General features: G+C 74.5%; 23 protein-coding genes and 3 tRNA genes. 16 read left to right on the forward strand and 10 right to left on the reverse strand.

What is annotated here, in order from left to right:
* The 11 genes from PKY62_RS01710 to PKY62_RS01760 all read left to right on the forward strand — a co-directional run.
* Nucleotides 1-639: aminotransferase class I/II-fold pyridoxal phosphate-dependent enzyme (locus PKY62_RS01710; protein WP_324534223.1), on the forward strand; the 639-nt coding region annotated here is incomplete at its 5' end.
* Between the two features lie 115 nt (nucleotides 640-754).
* The gene (locus PKY62_RS01715; RefSeq protein WP_324534224.1) at nucleotides 755-1,672 is read left to right on the forward strand and encodes an ABC transporter ATP-binding protein; all 918 of its coding nucleotides are present in this window, start codon (nucleotides 755-757) and stop codon (nucleotides 1,670-1,672) included.
* Nucleotides 1,669-2,556: an ABC transporter permease gene (locus PKY62_RS01720; RefSeq protein ID WP_324534226.1), complete on the forward strand. Its 888-nt coding sequence runs from the start codon at nucleotides 1,669-1,671 to the stop codon at nucleotides 2,554-2,556. Before PKY62_RS01715 ends, PKY62_RS01720 begins: the two co-directional genes overlap by 4 nt.
* On the forward strand, nucleotides 2,543-3,784 hold the full coding sequence (locus PKY62_RS01725; protein ID WP_324534228.1) for a sensor histidine kinase: 1,242 nt from the start codon (nucleotides 2,543-2,545) through the stop codon (nucleotides 3,782-3,784). The genes PKY62_RS01720 and PKY62_RS01725 overlap by 14 nt, the downstream gene beginning before the upstream one ends.
* Nucleotides 3,781-4,407 carry a response regulator gene (locus PKY62_RS01730; RefSeq protein WP_324534230.1) on the forward strand — a complete coding sequence of 209 codons (627 nt, stop codon included), beginning with the start codon at nucleotides 3,781-3,783 and terminating at the stop codon, nucleotides 4,405-4,407. Before PKY62_RS01725 ends, PKY62_RS01730 begins: the two co-directional genes overlap by 4 nt.
* Nucleotides 4,408-4,450: 43 nt before the next feature.
* Nucleotides 4,451-4,792 (forward strand): hypothetical protein, encoded by a 342-nt coding sequence (locus PKY62_RS01735; protein ID WP_324534232.1) that lies wholly within the window; start codon nucleotides 4,451-4,453, stop codon nucleotides 4,790-4,792.
* The gene (locus PKY62_RS01740) at nucleotides 4,782-6,299 is read left to right on the forward strand and encodes a sensor histidine kinase (RefSeq protein ID WP_324534235.1); all 1,518 of its coding nucleotides are present in this window, start codon (nucleotides 4,782-4,784) and stop codon (nucleotides 6,297-6,299) included. The genes PKY62_RS01735 and PKY62_RS01740 overlap by 11 nt, the downstream gene beginning before the upstream one ends.
* On the forward strand, nucleotides 6,296-6,964 hold the full coding sequence (locus tag PKY62_RS01745) for a response regulator transcription factor (RefSeq protein WP_324534237.1): 669 nt from the start codon (nucleotides 6,296-6,298) through the stop codon (nucleotides 6,962-6,964). Before PKY62_RS01740 ends, PKY62_RS01745 begins: the two co-directional genes overlap by 4 nt.
* Nucleotides 6,965-7,014: 50 nt before the next feature.
* Entirely contained in the window at nucleotides 7,015-8,043 is a 1,029-nt protein-coding gene (locus PKY62_RS01750; RefSeq protein WP_324534239.1) for an adenosine deaminase, read from the forward strand.
* Between the two features lie 73 nt (nucleotides 8,044-8,116).
* On the forward strand, nucleotides 8,117-9,097 hold the full coding sequence (locus PKY62_RS01755; protein ID WP_324534241.1) for a hypothetical protein: 981 nt from the start codon (nucleotides 8,117-8,119) through the stop codon (nucleotides 9,095-9,097).
* Entirely contained in the window at nucleotides 9,094-9,510 is a 417-nt protein-coding gene (locus PKY62_RS01760; protein WP_324534243.1) for a GntR family transcriptional regulator, read from the forward strand. Before PKY62_RS01755 ends, PKY62_RS01760 begins: the two co-directional genes overlap by 4 nt.
* Here the strand turns inward: PKY62_RS01760 and PKY62_RS01765 are convergent.
* The 3 genes from PKY62_RS01765 to PKY62_RS01775 are packed head-to-tail and all read right to left on the reverse strand — an operon-like array spanning nucleotide 9,500 to nucleotide 13,411.
* Nucleotides 9,500-10,642, reverse strand: coding sequence for a UDP-N-acetylmuramate dehydrogenase (locus tag PKY62_RS01765; RefSeq protein WP_324534245.1), 1,143 nt, complete (start codon nucleotides 10,640-10,642; stop codon nucleotides 9,500-9,502). The two genes, PKY62_RS01760 and PKY62_RS01765, sit on opposite strands and share 11 nt — an antisense overlap.
* Nucleotides 10,643-10,688: 46 nt before the next feature.
* Nucleotides 10,689-11,921, reverse strand: coding sequence for an MFS transporter (locus PKY62_RS01770; protein ID WP_324534246.1), 1,233 nt, complete (start codon nucleotides 11,919-11,921; stop codon nucleotides 10,689-10,691).
* The gene (locus tag PKY62_RS01775; RefSeq protein ID WP_324534248.1) at nucleotides 11,918-13,411 is read right to left on the reverse strand and encodes an MFS transporter; all 1,494 of its coding nucleotides are present in this window, start codon (nucleotides 13,409-13,411) and stop codon (nucleotides 11,918-11,920) included. The genes PKY62_RS01770 and PKY62_RS01775 overlap by 4 nt, the downstream gene beginning before the upstream one ends.
* 165 nt (nucleotides 13,412-13,576) lie before the next feature.
* Between PKY62_RS01775 and PKY62_RS01780 the strand changes: the two genes are divergently transcribed.
* On the forward strand, nucleotides 13,577-14,641 hold the full coding sequence (locus PKY62_RS01780) for a LacI family DNA-binding transcriptional regulator (protein WP_324534249.1): 1,065 nt from the start codon (nucleotides 13,577-13,579) through the stop codon (nucleotides 14,639-14,641).
* A 48-nt stretch (nucleotides 14,642-14,689) separates the two neighbouring features.
* Here PKY62_RS01780 and PKY62_RS01785 read toward each other — a convergent pair whose 3' ends face one another.
* The 6 genes from PKY62_RS01785 to PKY62_RS01810 form a co-directional block, all read right to left on the reverse strand.
* A complete protein-coding gene (locus PKY62_RS01785) occupies nucleotides 14,690-15,100 on the reverse strand; it encodes a MaoC family dehydratase (protein WP_324534251.1) in 411 nt (136 codons plus the stop codon).
* On the reverse strand, nucleotides 15,097-15,540 hold the full coding sequence (locus tag PKY62_RS01790) for an FAS1-like dehydratase domain-containing protein (protein WP_324534252.1): 444 nt from the start codon (nucleotides 15,538-15,540) through the stop codon (nucleotides 15,097-15,099). Before PKY62_RS01790 ends, PKY62_RS01785 begins: the two co-directional genes overlap by 4 nt.
* A 17-nt stretch (nucleotides 15,541-15,557) precedes the next feature.
* Nucleotides 15,558-15,728: a 50S ribosomal protein L33 gene (gene rpmG, locus PKY62_RS01795; protein WP_024286923.1), complete on the reverse strand. Its 171-nt coding sequence runs from the start codon at nucleotides 15,726-15,728 to the stop codon at nucleotides 15,558-15,560.
* Between the two features lie 87 nt (nucleotides 15,729-15,815).
* Nucleotides 15,816-15,892 (reverse strand) — tRNA-Met (locus tag PKY62_RS01800).
* Between the two features lie 47 nt (nucleotides 15,893-15,939).
* Nucleotides 15,940-16,012 (reverse strand) — tRNA-Thr (locus PKY62_RS01805).
* A 164-nt stretch (nucleotides 16,013-16,176) separates the two neighbouring features.
* Nucleotides 16,177-16,258: transfer RNA gene (locus PKY62_RS01810), tRNA-Tyr, on the reverse strand.
* 83 nt (nucleotides 16,259-16,341) lie between these two features.
* Between PKY62_RS01810 and PKY62_RS01815 the strand changes: the two genes are divergently transcribed.
* Nucleotides 16,342-16,833 carry a YajQ family cyclic di-GMP-binding protein gene (locus PKY62_RS01815; RefSeq protein WP_324534256.1) on the forward strand — a complete coding sequence of 164 codons (492 nt, stop codon included), beginning with the start codon at nucleotides 16,342-16,344 and terminating at the stop codon, nucleotides 16,831-16,833.
* 318 nt (nucleotides 16,834-17,151) lie between these two features.
* Here the strand turns inward: PKY62_RS01815 and htpX are convergent, their stop codons facing one another.
* Nucleotides 17,152-18,018 carry a zinc metalloprotease HtpX gene (gene htpX / locus PKY62_RS01820; protein ID WP_324534259.1) on the reverse strand — a complete coding sequence of 289 codons (867 nt, stop codon included), beginning with the start codon at nucleotides 18,016-18,018 and terminating at the stop codon, nucleotides 17,152-17,154.
* 138 nt (nucleotides 18,019-18,156) lie between these two features.
* On the opposite strand from htpX, the gene PKY62_RS01825 reads away from it, so the two are divergent.
* Genes PKY62_RS01825 through PKY62_RS01835 form a run of 3 tightly spaced genes read left to right on the forward strand, consistent with a single transcriptional unit; the run spans nucleotide 18,157 to nucleotide 20,641 of the window.
* A complete protein-coding gene (locus PKY62_RS01825; protein WP_324534261.1) occupies nucleotides 18,157-18,990 on the forward strand; it encodes an ABC transporter substrate-binding protein in 834 nt (277 codons plus the stop codon).
* Nucleotides 18,987-19,892: an amino acid ABC transporter permease gene (locus tag PKY62_RS01830; protein ID WP_324534263.1), complete on the forward strand. Its 906-nt coding sequence runs from the start codon at nucleotides 18,987-18,989 to the stop codon at nucleotides 19,890-19,892. Before PKY62_RS01825 ends, PKY62_RS01830 begins: the two co-directional genes overlap by 4 nt.
* Complete coding sequence (locus tag PKY62_RS01835; RefSeq protein ID WP_324534266.1) at nucleotides 19,889-20,641, forward strand: amino acid ABC transporter ATP-binding protein; 753 nt, start codon at nucleotides 19,889-19,891, stop codon at nucleotides 20,639-20,641. The genes PKY62_RS01830 and PKY62_RS01835 overlap by 4 nt, the downstream gene beginning before the upstream one ends.
* Nucleotides 20,642-20,740 lie beyond the last annotated feature (99 nt).

Genomic DNA, 20,740 nt, shown 5'->3' on the forward strand with positions numbered 1-20,740 from the left:
GAGGCGATCGGCCGGTGGGCGGTGGAGCACGACATCTGGGTGCTCACCGACGAGATCTACGAGCACCTCACCTACGGCGGCAACGAGTTCCACTCCATGCCCACGCTCGTGCCCGAACTGGCCGATCGCTGCATCGTCCTCAACGGCGTGGCCAAGACCTACGCCATGACCGGCTGGCGGGTGGGCTGGATGATCGGCCCAGCCGACGTCATCAAGGCCGCGACCAACCTGCAGTCGCACCTGTCCTCGAACGTCGCCAACGTCAGCCAGCGTGCGGCGATCGCCGCGCTGGCCGGGGACCTGTCGGCCGTCGCCGAGATGCGCACGGCGTTCGACCGGCGGCGGCGGACCATGGTCGAGATGCTCTCGGCGATCGACGGCGTCGTCTGCCCGACGCCGAAGGGCGCGTTCTACGCGTACCCGAGCGTCGAGGGCGTGCTGGGCAGGACCATCCGTGGGCGCACCCCGCGGACGTCGGCCGAGCTCGCCGCGCTCATCCTCGAGGAGGTCGAGGTGGCCGTGGTGCCCGGTGAGGCCTTCGGCCCGAGCGGGTTCATCCGGCTCTCGTACGCCCTGGGGGACGCGGACCTCGTCGAGGGCGTCTCGCGCATCGCCGGGCTGCTGGGCGAGGCGGAGTAGGGGCGGCGGCGACCCGCCGCGCGCCGGCCCGCACCGGCGTCCACCGACCGGTGGACGCCAGGTCCCATCCGTCGGCGACTGCCGCCGCGCACCGCGGATGCACCAGGCTGGGTCCATGAGCGAAGCAGCCGTGCACGTCCGTGACCTGCACAAGCACTACGGCGACAAGCACGCCGTCGACGGCCTCGAGCTGACGGTCGAGCAGGGCGAGATCTTCGCCGTGCTCGGCCCCAACGGCGCGGGCAAGACGACGACCGTGGAGATCCTCGAGGGGTTCCGGCACCGGGACTCCGGCGAGGTGCGGGTGCTGGGCCTCGACCCGGCGCACGGCGACCGGGCCTGGCGCAGCCGCATCGGCATCGTGCTGCAGGCCACCAACGACCTCGCCGAGCTCACCGTGCGCGAGCAGATCCACCACTTCGCGCGGTACTACCCGCACCCGCGGGACCCCGAGGAGGTCCTCGCGGCCGTGGGCCTCGTGGAGAAGGCCGGCACGCGCTCGCGCCAGCTGTCCGGCGGGCAGCGCCGCCGCCTCGACGTCGCCCTGGGCATCATCGGCAACCCCGAGCTGCTCTTCCTCGACGAGCCGACCACGGGCTTCGACCCGCAGGCCCGCCGCTCGTTCTGGGACCTCGTCCGGACCCTGCGGGAGGAGGGCACGACGATCCTGCTCACCACGCACTACCTCGAGGAGGCCGAGTACCTGGCCGACCGGGTCGCCGTGGTCCACGACGGGCACGTCATCGACTCCGGCCCCCCGGCCGAGCTCGGCGGCCGGGAGGCTCGGCGCCCGACGGTCCTGTGGACGCAGGACGGCCAGACCCGGCAGGTGCGCACCGCCACCCCGACGGCCACCGTCGCCGACCTCGCCGCACGCCTGGGCGGGCCGGACGGCGAGGTCCCCGGCCTGCAGGTGGTCCGGCCGAGCCTGGAGGACATCTACCTCGACCTCATCGGCCACACCGACCTCGACGCCGAGGCGGACGTCGCCCTGCCCACCACCCGCCCGACCACGAGGGAGTCCGTGCGATGAGCACCACCGCCGCCACCCCGACCGGAGCAGCGACCCCGACCGCCCGTCCCCGGGGCGGATCGCTGCCCTCCCTGCTCACCCTCGGCCTGGCCAGGACCGGGATCGAGCTCAAGCAGTACTTCCGCGAGCGCGACTCCGTCGTCTTCTCGTTCGCCTACCCGATCATCATGCTGGGCATCTTCGCGACGGTCTTCGGCCAGGACGGCGCCGCCGTCGGCGCGGGACCGGACGGCACCGGCGGGGTGCCCTTCGCGCAGTACTTCCTGCCCGGCATGGTCGCCACGGGCATCATGCTGTCGAGCTTCCAGACGCTGGCCATCACCATCGCCGTCGAGCGCGACGAGGGCGGGCTCAAGCGGCTGCGCGGCACCCCGGCGCCGGCCGCCGCGTACTTCCTCGGCAAGGTGGGTCAGGTGCTGGCGGCCACGCTGCTGCAGATGGCCCTGCTGCTCGCCGTCGCCGCGCTGCTGTTCGGCATCGACCTGCCGAGCACCGCGGAGGCGTGGATCCGGTTCGCCTGGGTCTTCGTCCTGGGCACGGCCACCGGGGCGGTGCTGGGCGTCGCGTTCTCCTCTGTCCCCAACAGCGGGCGCAGCGCCTCGTCCGTCGTCATCCCCATCGTCCTGGTGCTCCAGTTCACCTCCGGCGTCTTCTTCGTCTTCAGCGACCTGCCGACGTGGATGCAGCGCATCGCCGAGGTGTTCCCGCTCAAGTGGCTGGCCCAGGGGATGCGGTCGGTCTTCCTGCCGGAGAACGCCGAGGCCTGGGAGGTCGGCGGGTCGTGGCAGCTGGCCACCGGCGCGGCCATCATGGGCGCATGGCTCGTGGTGGGACTCGTCGTCGGCGCCAGGACGTTCCGGTGGCGTCGTCGTGACGACGGCTGACGCACGGCTGTCCCGGCGGCACACGCGGTCCGAGCGCTCGGACTTCTGGCACGGCGCCCTGCGGGGCTGGGACCTCGCGTTCTACCTCATGGTGGGCATCGGCGCCGTGACCCTCGTGGCCATCCGGCCCGACGGGCGCTCCGTCGCCGTGGCGCTCGGCCTGCTCGTCCTGCTCGTCCTGGCCTACACGGTGGTCGGCCGCCGGGCGGCCCGCACCGGCAGCCGCGCCGGCGCGCTGGCCTACCTCGCCGTGCTCATCGCCGTGACGACCGCGATCACCGGGGTCAACCCCGGCGGCTCGGTGCTGCTCTTCCTGGCGTACAGCCAGATCTGGTTCTTCACCGAGACCCGCCGGGCCGGCATCGTCGCGTGCACCGTCCTGACCGTCGGCGTCTTCGGCGCGATCGTCGTGTACGAGGGCTTCGAGCCCGCTGCCCTGCCCGGCGCGCTGGCGCAGGGTGCCGTGGCCCTGGCCTTCGCCGTGCTGCTCGGCCTGTGGGTGACGCAGATCGCCGAGCAGAGCGAGCAGCGTGCGGACCTCGTCGACCAGCTCGAGGCGGCCCAGGCCGAGATCGGGCGGTCGCACCACGCCGCCGGCGTCGCCGCCGAGCGCGAGCGCATGGCCCAGGAGATCCACGACACCCTCGCCCAGGGGTTCACCAGCATCGTCATGCTCGCGCAGACCGCCGAGGCCGACCTGCGCCGGGGCCACCCGGACGCCGCCGCCGAGCGGATCGCCCTGGTGGAGCGCACCGCGCGCGACAACCTCGCGGAGGCGCGCGCGCTGGTCGCGGCCTTCGCCCCCGTGGCGCTCGACGGCGCGGGCCTCGGCGAGGCACTCGGCCGGCTCGCGCGGCGGTTCACGGAGGAGACCGGCGTGCGGGTCGACGTGGTGCTGCCCGACGGCGGTGTGCCGCTGGTCCGCGAGCACGAGGTCATCCTGCTGCGTGCCGCGCAGGAGGCGCTGGCCAACGTGCGCCGGCACGCCGGGGCGCACCGGGTCGAGGTGGCGCTCTCGGTCGGCGCGGGGACCGACGGCGCCCGGCTCGAGGTCGTCGACGACGGGCGCGGGATCGACCCGGCCGCCGCCGAGGGCTTCGGCCTGCGCGGCATGCGGGAGCGGGTCACCTCCGGCGGCGGCGCGCTCACCGTGACGTCCGGGCCGGCGGGCGGCACGCGGGTGCAGGTCAGCCTGCCGGTCGTCCCTGCAACCGAGGAGCCCCGATGACCGTGCGCATCGTCGTCGTCGACGACCACCCCGTGGTGCGGGCGGGGATCGTCGGCCTGCTGGCAGGGGAGCCCGACCTCGAGGTGGTCGGCGAGGCGTCCGACGGCGCCGCGGCGCTCGACGTCGTCGCGCAGCAGCGGCCCGACGTCGTGCTCATGGACCTGCGGATGCCCGTCCTCGACGGCGTCGCCGCGACGGAGCGGCTGCTGGTCGCCCACCCGGCCGTGCGCGTCGTCGTCCTCACCACCTACGAGACCGACGGCGACATCCTGCGGGCCGTCGAGGCGGGCGCGACGGGGTACCTGCTCAAGGACACCCCGCGCGACGACCTCGTCGAGGCCGTCCGGGCCGCCGCGCGGGGCGAGACGGTGCTGGCGCCCAGCGTCGCGCGGCGGCTCGTCGCGCAGGTGCGGCACTCCGGGGACCGGCTCACCCCGCGCGAGCTCGAGGTGCTGGCCGGGGTGGCCCGGGGCGGGAGCAACGCGCAGATCGGCGCGGAGCTGTTCATCGCCGAGGCGACGGTCAAGACCCACCTGCTGCGGATCTTCGCCAAGCTCGGCGTCGACGACCGCACGCTCGCGGTGACCACCGCCCTGGAGCGCGGGATCCTGCCGCGGGTCTGACGGCTCTCATCCGCTTCTCATCGATCGCCCGGATACTGGTGCCATGAGCCGATCCGGGATCCTCGCCCTCGTGACGGCGGCCGTCGTGACGATCGTCGGCGCCGGCGGCATGGTCGCGTTCGCGCAGGCCCCCGGGGTGGTGCCGCTGGGCGACGTCGTCGTCGTCGGGCCTGCCACCGGTCCGTCACCGACGCCCAGCCCCACGCCGACCCCCGATCCGAGCGGGACACCGACGCCCGGGCCGTCGGGCACCCCCGTCGTCGTGGACCCGCAGGCCCCCGTGGAGCCGTTCGACGACCACGGCGGCCTGCGCGACGACGACGCCGACGACGACAGCGGCGGCAGCGGGTCCTCCGGCTCCGGCGGCGGCAGCGATGACGACTGAGACCCAGGTGTGGCCGGCGCCGGAGTACGTCGCGGCACCGCACGAGCCGCGCGCCCTCCCCCGCGACGGCGCGCGGCCCACCGTGACGGTGCGCACACGCGTCATGGCGGCCGTCGTCGCCATGGCAGCGCTCGGGATGGCCGTCGCCGGGTCGACCGCCTTCCTGCTCCAGCGCGAGCGGGTGGACGTGCTGGTCGACGACACCCTGAGCCGCAGCGTCGACGAGTTCCGCACGCTCGCCGCCGTGGGCGTGGACCCGGGCACCGGCACGGGCTACGCCTCCGTGCGCGCCCTGCTGTACGCCGCGCTCCAGGGCACCGTGCCGGAGCAGCACGAGGGCATGTTCGCCGTTCTCGACGGCGAGCTCGGCCTCGTCGCCCCGCCCGGCGTGACGATGCGGCTGGAGGACGCCCCGGAGGTGGTCGCCGCCGCGATCGCCGCGCAGGACGACGAGACCGTGCTCATCCGCAGCGTGGCGACCGCCGACGGCTCCTTCCGCTACGTCGCCGTGCCGGTGTCCGTGACGGGTGAGGAGTCCACCGGCGTCCTCGTCTACGGCTTCGACCGCACGGCCGAGCACAGCGAGCTGGTCCGCACGTACCGGACGTTCGCCCTCGTCGGGCTCGGGGCGCTCGCGGTGCTCGGCGTGGTCGGCTGGCTGGTCGCCGGCCGCCTGCTCGCGCCGCTGCGCCTGCTGCGGGACACCGCCCGGCGGATCACGGACTCCGACCTCTCGGAGCGGATCGCGGTCCGCGGCGACGACGACGTCTCCGAGCTCGGCCGGACGGTGAACTCGATGCTCGACCGCCTCGAGGACGCGTTCGGCTCCCAGCGGCGCCTGCTGGACGACGCGGGCCACGAGCTGCGCACGCCGCTGACCATCGTGCGCGGGCACCTCGAGCTCATGGACCCGACGGATCCCGACGACGTGCGGGGCACCCAGGAGCTGGTGCTCGACGAGCTCGACCGGATGCACCGGCTGGTCGACGACCTCGTGGTGCTCGCCACCGTGGACCGGCCCGACTTCGTGCAGCCGGCGCCCACCGACATCGGCCGGCTCACCGACGACGTGCTCGACAAGGCACGCACGCTCGGCTCACGGCGCTGGCTCGTCGACGGCAGGGCCGAGGTGACCGTCGAGGTCGACGCGCAGCGGCTCACGCAGGCCTGGCTCCAGCTCGCCGCCAACGCGGTGAAGTTCTCCCCCGAGGGCTCGACCGTGCGGATCGGCAGCGCGGTGCGGCACCACCACCTCGAGCTCGCGGTGCACGACGAGGGCTGCGGCGTGGCCCAGGAGGACGCCGAGCGCGTCTTCGACCGGTTCGCGCGCGGCTCCGTCGGCCGGGGGGTCGAGGGCTCCGGGCTCGGCCTGCCCATCGTGCGCGCCATCGCCCGGGCGCACGGCGGGTGGGCCAGGCTGGACACCACGACGACCGCCGGGGCGCGGTTCGTCATCGGGCTGCCGCTCACCGCGGCGTACGACGGCCAGACGGAGGCGGACCTGTGAGCCAGATCCTCATCGCCGAGGACGAGGAGCGGATCTCCTCGTTCGTCGCCAAGGGCCTGCGCGCGGCCGGGTACACGCCCCTCGTCGTCGCGACCGGGCGTGAGGCGTACGACCTCGCGCAGAGCGGCGACGTCGACCTGCTGGTGCTCGACCTCGGCCTGCCGGACCAGGACGGCTTCACCGTGCTGCGCCGGCTGCGCGAGGCCCGCAACGCCCTGCCCGTCATCATCCTCACCGCGCGCTCGTCCGTCGGGGACACCGTCGCCGGTCTCGAGGGCGGCGCAGACGACTACATGGCCAAGCCGTTCCGGTTCGAGGAGCTCCTCGCGCGGATCCGGCTGCGGCTGCGCACCGAGGCCGGGACCACCGACTCCTCCGTCCTGACCCACGGCGCCCTGAGCCTCGACCTGCGCACGCGACGGGCGCGCACCGGCAGCCGCGAGGTGGACCTCTCGGCCCGCGAGTTCGCGCTGGCCGAGGCGTTCCTGCGCAACCCCGGCCAGGTCCTCAGCCGCGAGCAGCTGCTCTCACGCGTGTGGGGGTACGACTTCGACCCCGGCTCCAACGTCGTGGACGTCTACGTGCGCTACCTGCGCCGCAAGCTCGGGGCCGAGCACCTCGAGACCGTCCGCGGGATGGGCTACCGGCTCGTCGACGCGCAGTAGGCGCGTCCCGGTCACCCGGCACTTCCCGGCCGGGCTGGCAGACTCACCGGATGCGCGACCTGGCTGCACTGCCCAAGGCGCACCTGCACCTGCACTTCACCGGGTCGATGCGGGTGGCGACCCTTGCCGAGATGGCCACGTCCCGCGGGCTGCGGCTGCCATCGGCGCTGCTCGAGGCCAACCCCGTGCGGCCCCCGGCGGACGAGCGCGGCTGGTTCCGCTTCCAGCGTCTGTACGACGCTGCGCGGGCGTGCGTGCGCTCGGAGGCGGACATGCGCCGCATCGTCGCCGAGGCCGCGGCCGACGACGCCGCCGAGGGCTCGGGTCGCCTCGAGATCCAGGTGGACCCCACGTCGTACGCGCCCTTCGTCGGCGGGATCACCCCGGCGCTGGAGATCGTGCTCGACGAGGCCGCCGCGGCGTGGGGGCGCACCGGGGTGGAGGTCGGCGTGGTCGTCGCCTCCTCGCGCGTGCGGCACCCGCTCGAGGCCAGGACGCTCGCACGGCTCGCTGCGCGGTACGCCGGCGACGGGCCCGGGCGCGTGGTGGGCTTCGGCCTGAGCAACGACGAGCGGCGCGGGGACACGGCCGACTGGGCGCCGGCCTTCGCCATCGCGCGCCGCGCCGGGCTGGCCGCCGTGCCGCACGGCGGCGAGCTGCTCGGTGCCGAGCACATCGACGCCGTCCTCGCCCACCTCGTGCCGGACCGGATCGGCCACGGGGTGCGCTCGGCCGAGGACCCGCGCGTGCTGGCCCGGGTGGTCGAGCGGGGCGTCGCGCTGGAGGTCTGCCCGGCGTCGAACGTGTCGCTCGGGGTCTACGCCGAGGACCGGCACGTCCCCCTGCGCGCGCTGGCCGCTGCCGGCGCCACGCTCGCCCTGGGCGCGGACGACCCGCTGCTCTTCGGCTCGCGCCTCGTCGCGCAGTACGAGTCGGCCCGGCACGTGCACGGGTTCGACGACGCGGCCCTCGCCGACCTGGCGCGAGGGTCCGTGCGGGCGTCCCGGGCGACGGGCGCGACGAGGGTGCGCCTGCTGACCGGGATCGACGCGTGGCTGGCGGCGCCGGACCCGTCGTGACGCGACGGCGGACCTTGACACCGCCACCCTCACGCGCCAATGTATCAATCACATAGTTGATTGAGGGGGAGTCATGAGCGTGACCGTGGTCGCCGTGCTGGTCGCGATCGTCGGCGTGGTGGCGATGCTCGCCGTTCTCGCGGCCGTCCTGGCGGCGTCGCTCGGGACCCGCCGGCCAGCGCCAGCCCCGTCGGAGGCTGCCGAGGCCGCCCGCAGGCACGGCGTCACCGTGAACGCGGTCGCGTGGGTCCTGGCGCTGCTCGCCAGCCCGGTGGCGATCGGTGGTGTGGCGCTCCCGGTCGTCCTGCGGACGGGCGGCACCGGGCTCTACGGCGGGATCGTGGCCGGCCTGTACCCGGCAGCGCTCGGGCTGCTCTTCCTGGCCGTGCACGCCGTGGGCGAGCGCACCTGGCCGCGACCGACCGGGACGGTGCGGCGCGCCGTGCTGAGCCCGCGCCAGGACGTCGCTCCGCGCTGGCTGCTGCTGGCCACGTGGTCCTGGGCCGGAGCCCTGGCGATCACGCTGACCGTCACCGGCCTCACCGGCACCGACGGACGCACGCTCGAGCGCATCACGGGCCCGAGCGCGAGCGCCGGTGCCGGCCCGTACCCCGGCTGGTTCTACGGCCTCCCGCTCCTCGTGGCGGCGGCGCTGCTGGTCGTAGCGACGCACGGCGTCCTGCGCCTCGTGGCCCGACGCCCCGCCGTGGTCGACGCCGACCCTGCCTACGACGCCGCGAGCCGGCGTCTGTCCGGCCACCGCGTGCTGCGCGGCGTCCAGCTGGTGCTCGCCCTGACGCTGTCCGGGGTGCTCTTCTTCGCCGGGAACGCGATCCGGGGCGTCGATCTCCTCGCGCTGGGCGCCGGCATCACCGTCGCCGCCGCCGTGGTGGCACTCGTCGGCGCCGTGCTCGCCGGGGTGCCGGCACAGGCCGCCGTCCCCCAGGCGGCCCGGCCGGTCGGCCACGCAGGCGGCCCGACAGCGCGGGCGGTCGCACCCGCTGGTCCGCTCGCGCCGGTCTCGGCCGTCGACCGCGCGGCCTCGCTGCCGTGACGGTGCACGTCGAGGTCGACCTGACCTCGGGGGTACCGCCCTTCGAGCAGGTGCGCCTCCAGGTGGTCGCGCACGTCGCCGCGGGGCGCCTGCGGGCCGGGGACCGGCTGCCCACCATCCGCGACCTGGCCACCGACCTGGGGATCGCAGCCGGGACCGTCGCGCGCGCCTACCGCGAGCTCGAGCAGGGGGGTCTCGTGGTCACCCGGCGGCGCACCGGAACCGTCGTCGCGGAGGGCACCCCCGCACCGGACCAGGGCCTGCGGGACGCCTCGGTCCGGTTCGTCGCCACGGCCCGAGCCGCAGGGCTGGCCGACGAGGAGGTGCTCGACCTCGTGCGCGGCGCGCTGCTCGACGCGCGAGCCCCCGTGGCCTCGGCACCCGAGGACGTCAGAGCACCCGTCAGAGTGTGACGCCCACCAGCACCGGCTCGGCCTCCAGGGTGATGCCGAACCGCTGGTGCACGCCGTCGCGCACCGTCCGCGCCAGGGCCAGCAGCTCCGCCGTCGTGCCACCGCCGCGGTGGGTCAGCGCCAGGCTGTGCTTGGTCGAGACCCCCACGGTCCCCGGCAGACCGAAGCCCCTGCCGAAGCCCGCGTGCTCGATGAGCCACGCGGCGCTCGTCTTGACCAGCGTCGGGTCGATGGCGCCGAGGCTGGGACCCGTGCTGCGCTCCGGGAGGGCCGAGCGCACGGGGTAGCGGGGGGCGCCGTCGGGCAGGGAGTCCGCGACAGACGCCGCGACCACGGGGTTGGTGAAGAACGAGCCGGCGCTCCACGTGTCGTGGTCCGACGCGTCGAGCACCATCCCCTTGCCCGCACGCAGCTCGAGCACGGCGGCGCGCACGTCGACGAGTGGTGCCACGCCGCCGACGTCGACGCCCAGGCGCCGCGCGAGCTCGGCGTAGGCGATCGGGGCGGACAGGGTGCCCAGGCGCAGCTGGAGGCCGACCTCGAGCACGACGAAGCGCGGCGTGGGCGCCCAGCGGGACGGGACGTCGCCGTCGCGCAGCGAGCGCTTGAGCACCGACGTGCGGTAGCCGAACCCCAGCTCGCCCACGGCCAGCGTGCGGATCCGCCGCTCGGCACGGTCCCAGGTGCGCACGGTCGAGACGACGCCCGCGACCTCCTGGCCGTAGGCGCCCACGTTCTGCACCGGGGTGGCGCCGGTGGACCCGGGGATGCCCGCGAGCGCCTCGACGCCCACCCAGCCCTCGGCCACCGCCCGGTCGACGACATCGGTCCACGGCGTCCCGGCCGGCACGGTGACGCTCGCCCCGGCGCACGCGCCGGCCTCGTCCAGCGCGACGTCGCGCCGCACGTCGCGCACCACGAGACCCGGGAAGCCGACGTCCGGCACCACGACGTTGGAGCCGCCGCCCAGCACGAGCACGGGCTCCCCCGCGTCGTCGGCCGCGCGGACCGCATCGACGAGCGCCGCGGAGCTGTCCGTCTCGAGGTAGCGCCCTGCCGGTCCGCCCAGGCGGAGCGTGGTGAGCTCTGCGAGCGTGCGGCCGGAGGCGGGGGCGCTGGTCGGCGGGGTCACCGGTCCAGGCTACGCGGCGGGCTCAGCCGCGCGCGGCACCCGCACCTCAGCCGCGAGCGGCACCCGCGGCGGTCGGCAGCGGTCGCGCGGCCGGGATCACCAGGAGCCCGATGAGCACGGGCACCGCGATGGCCAGGAGCGCGTGCCGGTAGCCGACGTGCTCGGCGAGCAGGCCGAGCAGCGGCGGGCCGGCGAGGAACGCGCTGTAGCCGATCGTGGCGACGACGGCGACGCGCGCGGGCGCCCGGGACGGGTCGTCCGACGCCGCGCTCATCCCGACCGGGAAGCCCAGCGCCGCGCCCATCCCCCACAGGAGCACGCCGACCAGGGCGATCGGGAGGGTGGGCCCGAGCCCGAAGAGCAGCAGGCCGGCCAGCGCGAGGACGGAGACGATCTGGAGCACGCGCACGCGGCCGAAGCGGTCGAGCAGGCCCGTGCCCAGGAGCCGCATCGCCGTCATCGCGGTGACGAACGCGCCGAAGGTCAGCGCCGCGAGGTCGTCGCCCACGTCGAAGCCGTCGACGACGGCCAGGCCCACCCAGTCGTTCGCGGCGCCCTCGGTGAGCGCCGCGGCCATGACCACGAGCCCGATGAGCAGGGTGCGCGGCTCGAGCCACGCGCTGCCGGCGCGCGCCGCACCCTCGGCGTGCTCCTCCGCGTCATGCGTGCCCGCGGGCAGGAACGACCGCGCGCACACGAGCAGCGCCGCGGTGCTGATCCCCAGCACGACGGCGAGGTGCAGGAGGAGGGGCGCCTCGAGGCGGGCCGCGACCGCACCGAGCGCGGCGCCCGCCATGGTGCCGAAGGAGAACCCCGCGTGGAACCGCGGCATGATGGCGCGGCCGAGGCGCTGCTCGACGGCGGCACCCTCGAGGTTCATCGCCGCGTCCCACACCCCGATGCCCACGCCCATGACGACGAGCGCCGGGGCGACCACCCAGACCTCCCCGAGCAGCACGCCGAGGCCCGCAACGAGCAGCCCTGCGACGTTGAGCCCGGCGAAGCTGACGATGGCGCGCGGGGCCCCGAGACGCTGGACCACGAGGCCCGACAGCGGCATCGCCAGCAGCGAGCCCACGGCCCCGACGAGCAGCAGCAGGCCCAGCTGCTCGGGTCGCAGGTCCAGCGCGTCACGTACGGCAGGGAGCCGGGAGGCCCACGAGGCGAAGTTGAAGCCGTTGAGCGCGAAGGTGAGGAACACGGCCGTCGAGGCGGCCCGCACCGCGGTGGCCGAGAGCTCGACCGCCGTGCCCGCGGGACCGGGTGCGCCGGCGCTCACCGGCAGCTCCCGGCGCCGACGGGCTCGACGAGACCGCCGAGGTCCGCGATGACGTCGTCATCGGCCAGGTCCCGGTCCGGGCGTGCCACCGAGACGGGGCGCGGTCGGGCAGGCTCGCCCGGGGCGGGCGCGGGCGGTGCCGCGGCTGCCGGGACGTGCACGGCAGACGTCGCGCGGGCGGGGGCGACGCTCTCGTCGCGCACCGTGCCCGAGAGCAGCACCCCGGCGAGCATGACGCCCGTGATGAGCAGCAGCGCGTGCCGCGCACCCATCACCTCTGCCGCCATGCCGATGAGCGGCGGCGCGGCGATCGACGCGGCGGAGGCGAACGCGGAGACCACGGCCACGCGTCCGGCGGCGCTGAGCGGGTCGCCCGAGACCGCGGACATCGCGATGGGGATGACGAGCCCCGCGCCGAGCCCCCAGCCGACGACGCCCAGCACGGACCACGGCAGCGACGGGGCGAGGGCGAAGAGCACGAGTCCGGCCAGGGAGGTCGCACCGGACAGCGCGACCACGAGGAACCGGCCGTAGCGGTCGATGAGCCACGTCCCGGAGATCCGTGCGACGGTCATCGACGCGACGAACGTGCCGAACACCACGGCCGCCACGGCCTCCGTCTGGCCGTAGCCGTCGACGACGGCGATCGCCAGCCAGTTGTTCGCCGAGCCCTCGGACAGCGCCGCGGACATGACGACGACGCCGAGCAGCAGCGTCCGGCGCTCACGCCACGCACGCAACGACGTGCGCAGCCCGGCACCCCGGCGGACGGACGCACCCGACGCGGCGGGCGCCGGCCCTGCGGCCACGCCCACGAGCGGCAGCGGGGCGAGGACCGAGCGCGGCACGGAGTGCAGGCGCCACAGCAGGGCGACGATCGCCACCACGCCGAACTGCACGACGACGGGCACGGCCGCCCAGGCCGCTGCGGCACCCAGCGCGGAGCCGAGCACTGCGCCGACCGAGAAGCCCGCATGGAACTGCGGCACCACGGTGCGGCCCATGCGCCGCTCGATGACCACGGACTCGACGTTGAGCGGCACGTTGCCCAGCGCGATCGCCACGCTGAAGACCACGACGCCGACGGCGAGGACGCCGACCCGGCCGAGCGCTGGGCCCAGCCCGAGCAGCACGTACCCGACGGAGAAGAGCAACGCGGAGGCGAGCATGGTGCGGCGTGGGCCCACGCGCGTCACCACGGCCCCCGCGACGAGGATCGTCGCGAGCGAGCCCACGGCGCCGAGCAGCATGACGGTGCCGAGGTCCCCGGTGGTGAGGTCGAGCGAGTCCCGCACCGTCGGCAGGCGCGCCAGCCAGCTGGAGATCGTCAGGCCGAGGAGCAGGTAGAGCCCGAGCAGGTGGTTGCGTGCGGAGATCACCTCGCGGGGCGCGCCCGGCCCCGCGGGACGCGCGGGGGGGCGGTCGGCGACCGAGGTCGCGGTGGTGCGGGGGCGATGGGCGTCCGGTGTGCGACCGGGACGGAACAGCATGACGGGACTCGTTCCAACGACGACGGGCGGGGGCGGGCGGCGCACGACCCGGAAGTCGTGGTCACGCCCGGACGGCGGCGAGTCATCGAAACGATTCGAGGCCGTGTCCCCTAGTGTGCCGCTAGGCTGGCGCACCGTCAACCGATCTGAGCCGGGCGGGTGAGCATGACCCACAGCAGACCCACGCTGGCGGACGTCGCGGGCATCGCCGGCGTGTCCGTCTCCACGGCGTCCCTGGCGTTCTCCGGCGCCGGTCCCATCGCCGACGCGACCAGGGCACGGGTCCTGGCTGCCGCCGCCGAGCTGGGCTACTCCGGCCCCAACCCCCTCGGCCGATCCCTGCGGTCCGGGCGGTCCGGCATCGTCGGCGTCGTCATCGGCGACCAGCTGCGTCGTTCGTTCCGCGACCCCGTCTCCATCCAGGTGCTCGACGGGCTCGTCGGCGCGCTGGGGACCATGGGACTGGGTGTGCTGCTCATCCCGGCGAACCCCGGCGCGGACGGCGCCCGCGCGCCGGACCCGCTGCTCGAGTCCGCGCCGATGGACGTCGCGGTGCTCATGTGGGGGGCACGCGAGGACGACTCCGTGATCGCGGCCCTGCGCCGACGCGGCATGCCCGTCGTCCTGGGTGAGGGCCCGTCGTCCTCAGGGCTGCCCGTGGTAGCGATCGAGGACCGGGCCGGCAGCGCGGCGCTCATCCGCCACCTCGCCGACCTCGGTCACCGCCGGATCGCCACCGTCACCCTGCCCTTCAACGGCCGGCGGCGGTGCGGGCACGTCGACGCGGCCCGGATGGGCGAGCTCGACTGGACCCCCACCCGCCACCGGCTCGAGGCCTTCGGCGACGCCGGCGTCGTACCCACCGCCGTCGTCGAGTCGGCGGCATCGCTCGTCGAGGCCGGCCAGGCAGCCGGTCGGATCGTGCTCGACGTCGACGACCCGCCCACAGCCGTCGTCGCGCAGTCGGACCTCATCGCGGCCGGGGTGCTCCTCGCCGCACGGGACCTCGGGCTGCGCGTCCCGCAGGACGTCTCGGTCGCCGGGTTCGACGGGCTGGACCTGCCGTGGCTCGCGCCGGACGTGCTCACCACCGTGGTCCAGCCGCTGACCGCCAAGGGCGAGGCGATGGGCGGGCTCGTCGCGCAGCTCCTCGCCGGCGAGGAGCCGGCATCGGTCCTCCTGCCGGTGGACCTGCGCCTCGGCACGACCACGGCCCCGCCCCGCACCTGAGCCGCAGGCACCGGGGCCTCAGGCACCGGGGCCTCAGAGGTGCCCGGATCAGAGGCGGACGAGCACCTGGGCGCGGCCGAGGACCTTGACGCCCTCGCCGAGGACCGTGAGGTCGATGCGGGCCGTACCGGCCGCCGGGTCGACCACCGCGACGGTCGCCGTGACCTCGAGGGTCGCGTGGCCCGGGTCCGGCACGGGCACGGGGCGCGTGAACCGCACACCGTAGTCGAGGATCGCGCCGGGGTCGCCCAGCCAGTCGGTGACGACGTTGACCACCGAGCCCATGGTGAACATGCCGTGCGCGATGACGCCGGGCAGGCCCACCTCGGTGGCGAAGCGCTCGTTCCAGTGGATGGGGTTGCGGTCACCGCTGGCCCCCGCGTAGCGGACCAGATCGGCGCGGGTCACCTCGATGGTGCGCGCGGCGACCACCTGGCCGACCTCGACGGCGATGCTCACAGGCCCTCCCCGCGGACGGCCAGCGTCGAGGTCACGGTCGCGACGGGCGCACCGGCGGCATCCGCGATCTCGCAGCGGGTGGTGACCATGGCGAGCCCGGCACGCTCGACGACGGCGTCGACGTGCAGCACGGTGACGAGCTCGTCGCCGGCGTAGATCGGGCGGTGGTGGGTGAAGCGCTCGTCGGCGTGCACCACCCGGCTGAAGTCGATGCCGGCACCCGGGTCCTCGATGAGCTGGGCCTCGGCGCGCTGGGCGATGACGACGGCGAACGTCGGCGTCGCGACGACGTCGCGGTGCCCGAGGGACCGCGCGGCGGCGACGTCGTGGTGCGCGGGGTGGGTGGCACCGACGGCAGCGGCGAACTCGCGCAGGTGCTCACGCCCCACGGCGTAGGGCGCCGTGGGCGGGTACGTGCGTCCGGCGTAGCTGGCGTCCATGTCCCGACCCCCAGGGGTCAGCGGGTCTCGCGGTGCGCCGTGTGCTTGCCGCAGCGCGGGCAGAACTTCGCCAGCTCGAGCCGGTCGGGGTCGTTGCGGCGGTTCTTCTTGGTGATGTAGTTCCGCTCCTTGCAGTCCACGCACGCGAGCGTGATCTTCGGGCGGACGTCCTGGGACTTGCTGGCCACGGTCTTGCCACCTCTCACGCCGACGGTGCAGCGCCTGGTCTGATCACACGCGCCAACGGGGATCCCGGCCGACGCGCCTTGCCTGTGTGGTAGCGGGGGCGGGATTCGAACCCGCGACACCACGATTATGAGCCGTGTGCTCTAACCACCTGAGCTACCCCGCCACATCGGTGCAGGCGTTCGACGGAGGTCGACGACCTGGCACCAACAGAGCCCCGAAAGGGAATCGAACCCTTGACCTTCTCCTTACCATGGAGACGCTCTGCCGACTGAGCTATCGGGGCAGCGCGTGCCAGGGTACACGGGCCTGGCGCCCCCCGCGAAATCCACGCACCCGCCCGTGCGTCCGTCGGCGCCGCACCCGCGCCGCCGTCGTGCGCCCGGGCCGCAGACCCCCTGGACGCACGAGCGCCCCGTCCCGGCGTGAGCCGGGCGGGGCGCCCAGGTGTGGCAGGTGAGGGATTCGAACCCCCGTAGCGTGACGCGGCTGATTTACAGTCAGCTCCCTTTGGCCGCTCGGGCAACCTGCCGGTCGCTGCCCGTGCCTCGCGGCCCGGGTGCGGATGGAAGGATAGCAAGTCCGCGGGCAGTCCCGGACACCAAGGAGGACACCATGGCAGGCGACTCGTCGTTCGACGTCGTGAGCAAGGTCGACCGCCAGGAGGTCGACAACGCGCTCAACCAGTCCGTCAAGGAGATCGCGCAGCGCTACGACTTCAAGAACGTCGGCGCATCGATCGCGTGGAGCGGCGAGACCATCCTCATGATCGCCAACTCCGAGGAGCGCGTGAAGGCGGTCCTGGACGTCTTCCAGACCAAGCTCATCAAGCGGGGGATCTCGCTGAAGTCGATCGAGACCGGCGATCCCAAGCCCTCGGGCAAGGAGTACCGGATGGAGACGGTGGTCAAGGAGGGTCTGAGCACCGAGGACGCGAAGAAGATCGCCAAGATCATCCGCGAGGAGGGGCCCAAGGGCGTCAAGACGCAGATCACGGGCGACGAGCTGCGCGTCTCGGCCAAGGCCCGCGACGACCTCCAGTCGGTCATCGCCCTGCTCAAGTCCACCGAGCTCGACGTCGCGGTGCAGTTCGTCAACTACCGGTGAGGTACGCCTCTGAACTGCGGTGATGCTGGACGCGGTGGAGGCGCTCGTGGGTGCCGCGCCGCGGCACCTCACCACGGCCCGCCGGGCCAGCATCGGCAGCGCGAGCGCTGCCCAACTCGTCGAGATCGCACGGGCCCTCGGCATGGCCGGACAGCCACGAGCGCGCCTTCCACGGAGCGGGGAGCGTTGCCCTCGCTGGGCGACGCCTCGCTTCCCCACGTGGCCCGCGAGCCGCGTCGCGCGCGCCGGCGACGGACCTCGACCCGGCCGCGGGCGGAGGTGGCGCGACGGCCGCCCAACGGGCAGGTGTCCGCGGCGTCAGAGCGGCGGACGGCCCGCCATCGCCTCGAGGCGGGCGATGCGGTCCGCCATCGGCGGGTGGGTTGCGAAGAGCTTGGCCATCCCGGTGCCGCGGAACGGGTTGGCGATCATGAGGTGCGAGACGTCGACGAGGTCGCGGTTGGCCGGCAGCGGCGCCGCGGCCGTCCCGCGCTCGAGCTTGGCCAGCGCGGAGGCGAGGGCGAGCGGGTCCCCGGTCAGCCGGGCGCCGTCCTCGTCGGCGTCGAACTCCCGTGTGCGGCTGATCGCCAGCTGGATGACCGTGGCGGCCAGGGGAGCGAGGAAGACCATCGCGAGCATCGCCAACGGGTTGCCGCCGCGCTCCCGGTCGGCGCCCCCGCCGAAGAACATGAGGAACTGCGCCAGCGCGGTGATCATCCCGGCGAACGCCGCCGCGACGGACGAGGTGAGGATGTCGCGGTTGTAGACGTGCATGAGCTCGTGGCCCAGCACCCCGCGCAGCTCCCGCTCGTCGAGGATCCGCAGGATCCCCTCGGTGCAGCACACCGCGGCGTGGCGCGGGTCGCGGCCGGTGGCGAAGGCGTTGGGCGCCGCCGTCGGCGAGATGTAGAGCGCCGGCATCGGCTGGCGTGCCGCCGTGGAGAGCTCGCGCACGATCCGGTACATCTGCGGGGCGTCGAGCTCGCTGACCGGGTAGGCGTGCATCGCGCGGATGGCGATGGTGGCCGAGTTCCAGTAGCCGTAGGCCGTCCCGACGAGGCCGAGGCCCGCGAAGAGCCAGAGGTAGCGACCCCCACCCACCAACGAGCCGATGCCGAGCACGACGGCCCAGAGCACCCCGAAGAGCGCCGCCGTCTTGAGCCCGTTGTAGTGCCGTCGCCCCACCGGTGCCGCCTTCTCGTCGCCTGTGCCGTCCTGCCGGGACAACGCGCCGCCGCCGTGCGCGGTTCCCGTAGGCTGGGCGCCCCGCGTCCCACAGTGTGGTGGTCCGGCTCGCACCCCCTCGAACCCTCGGGAGACCCCATGCGCAGCACCCGTGTCCTCGCCCTCGCTGCCGTCGCCGCCCTGGCGCTCGGCGCGTGCGCCCCGGCGGACGACGCCGCGACCGAGACCGTCGACGGCGCCCTGCCCACGCTCACGGACGGGGTGCTGACCATCGGCACGTCGGACCCGGCGTACGAGCCGTGGATGGTCGACAACGACCCCACGAACGGCGAGGGCTTCGAGTCCGCCGTCGCGTACGCCGTCGCCGCGCAGCTCGGCTTCGACGCGGACGCCGTCGCGTGGGTGCCGGCGACGTTCGACCAGATCATCGCGCCCGGCGCCAAGTCCTTCGACGTCGCGATCAACCAGGTCTCGATCAGCGACGAGCGCCGCGAGAACCTCGACTTCTCGTCCTCGTACTACGACACCGCGCAGGCCGTCGTCACCCTCGAGGGCTCGGCGGCGGCGGACGCGACCTCGATCGCGGACCTCGCCGCGCTGAAGATCGGCGCGATGGTCGGCACGACGAGCGCGCAGGTCGCCACCGACGCCATCGCGCCCGCGACCGACGTGCAGCTCTTCAACGACAACGACCAGGTCAAGCAGGCGCTCACCGCCGGCCTCGTCGACGCCATCGTCGTCGACCTGCCGACGGCGCTCTACATCACCGCGGCGGAGCTCGACGGCGGCATCCTCGTCGGCCAGCTCCCGGCCGGCGACGCGCCAGACCAGTTCGGGCTGGTGCTCGACAAGGACAGCGCACTGACCGAGGCCGTCACGGCCGCCGTCGACGCCCTGCGCGCGGACGGCACGCTGGCTGAGCTCGAGGCGCAGTGGCTGACCGACACCGCCGGTGCCCCCGTCCTGAAGTGACCGCACCGCAGCCGGCCGGGGGGTCGGAGCAGAGGACCGGCTGGACGCCGTCGGCATCGGCGCTCGACCGCCTGGCCTACCGGCGCGGCCGGGCCAGGCGGTCCGCGGTCGTCGCCACGCTCAGCACGGTGGTCGTGACGACCCTCGCCGTCGTCGCCCTCACCTCCTCCCCCGGCTGGCCGCGGGTACGGCAGTCGTTCTTCGACCCCGAGGTCGCCCTGGCGTCGCTGCCCAAGGTCGCCGAGGGGCTGTGGCTCAACATCCGCGTGATGGCCGTGTCCGCCGTCGTCATCCTCGCGTTCGCCCTGGCCCTCGCGGTGGCCAAGACCCTGCGCGGGCCGGTCTTCTTCCCGGTCCGCGCCGCGGCGACGGCCTACGTCGACGTCTTCCGCGGGCTGCCGCTGCTGCTGGTGCTGCTCCTGGTGGGGTTCGGCCTGCCCGGCCTGCGCCTCACGGACCACGCGCCGTCCGCCGTGATGCTCGGCGGGCTGGCCCTGGTGCTGACGTACTCCGCCTACGTCGCGGAGGTGTTCCGCGCCGGCATCGAGTCGGTGCACCCGTCGCAGATCGCGGCGGCGCGATCGCTGGGGCTGTCCCAGGCCCAGACGCTGCGCACGGTGGTGCTGCCGCAGGCGGTGCGTCGGGTGGTCCCGCCCCTGCTCAACGACCTCGTGGCGCTGCAGAAGGACTCGGGGCTCATCTCCATCCTCGGCGCGATCGACGCCATCCGCGCGGCGCAGATCCAGACCGCCCAGTTCGCCAACTTCACCCCGTACGTCGTCGCCGGACTGCTGTTCGTCGCGCTGACCATCCCCCTGACCCGACTGACCGACGCGCTCGCCCGGCGCAGCGGCTGGGCCGGCGCCACGAGCGGCCTGGCCGGGGCGGGGGTGCTGCGATGACGGGCACCACCGCACCCGGGCGGGCCCTGCTCGAGGTCAGCGGCGTACGCAAGTCCTTCGGCGACCACCTGGTGCTCGACGGGATCGACCTCACGGTCGACTCGCACCGCTGCGTCGTGCTCGTCGGTGCGTCGGGCTCCGGGAAGTCCACCCTGCTGCGGGCGATCAACCTGCTCGAGGAGATCGACGACGGCGTCGTGCTGCTCGAGGGCGAGGACGTGACGGACCCCCGTCAGGACGCCGATGCGGTCCGGGCCCGGATGGGGATGGTCTTCCAGGCGTTCAACCTCTTCCCGCACATGCGCGTGCTCGACAACGTGACGCTCGCCTCGCGGCTGGTGCACCGCGTACCGCGCGCGCAGGCCGAGGAGCGCGCGATGGCGATGCTCGAGCGCGTGGGTCTGGCGACCAAGGCCAGGGCGTTCCCCGACGAGCTGTCCGGCGGCCAGCAGCAGCGGGTCGCCATCGCCCGGTCGCTGGTGAACTCCCCGCGGCTCATGCTCCTCGACGAGGTCACGAGCGCGCTGGACCCCGAGCTGGTCGGCGAGGTGCTCGACCTGCTGGGCGAGCTCAAGGCCGAGGGCATGACGATGCTCGTCGCGACGCACGAGATGGCGTTCGCCCGGCACGTGGCGGACGAGGTGTGCTTCTTGCACGAGGGGCGCGTGCACGAGCGCGGCACGCCGGCCCAGGTGCTCGGCGACCCCGTCGAGCGGCGCACGCGGGAGTTCCTGGGCCGGTTGGGCTGAGCGCCGGGCCGGGGCACCTGACCCGGAGGACGGTGAGATCGCGCGACCGCCGTCGTGCGGAGCGTTCAGGTCGCGCGATCGCCGGCGTGCGGAGCGTTC

The sequence above is a fragment of the Actinotalea sp. genome (assembly GCF_035443605.1).
GTDB lineage: Bacteria > Actinomycetota > Actinomycetes > Actinomycetales > Cellulomonadaceae > Actinotalea.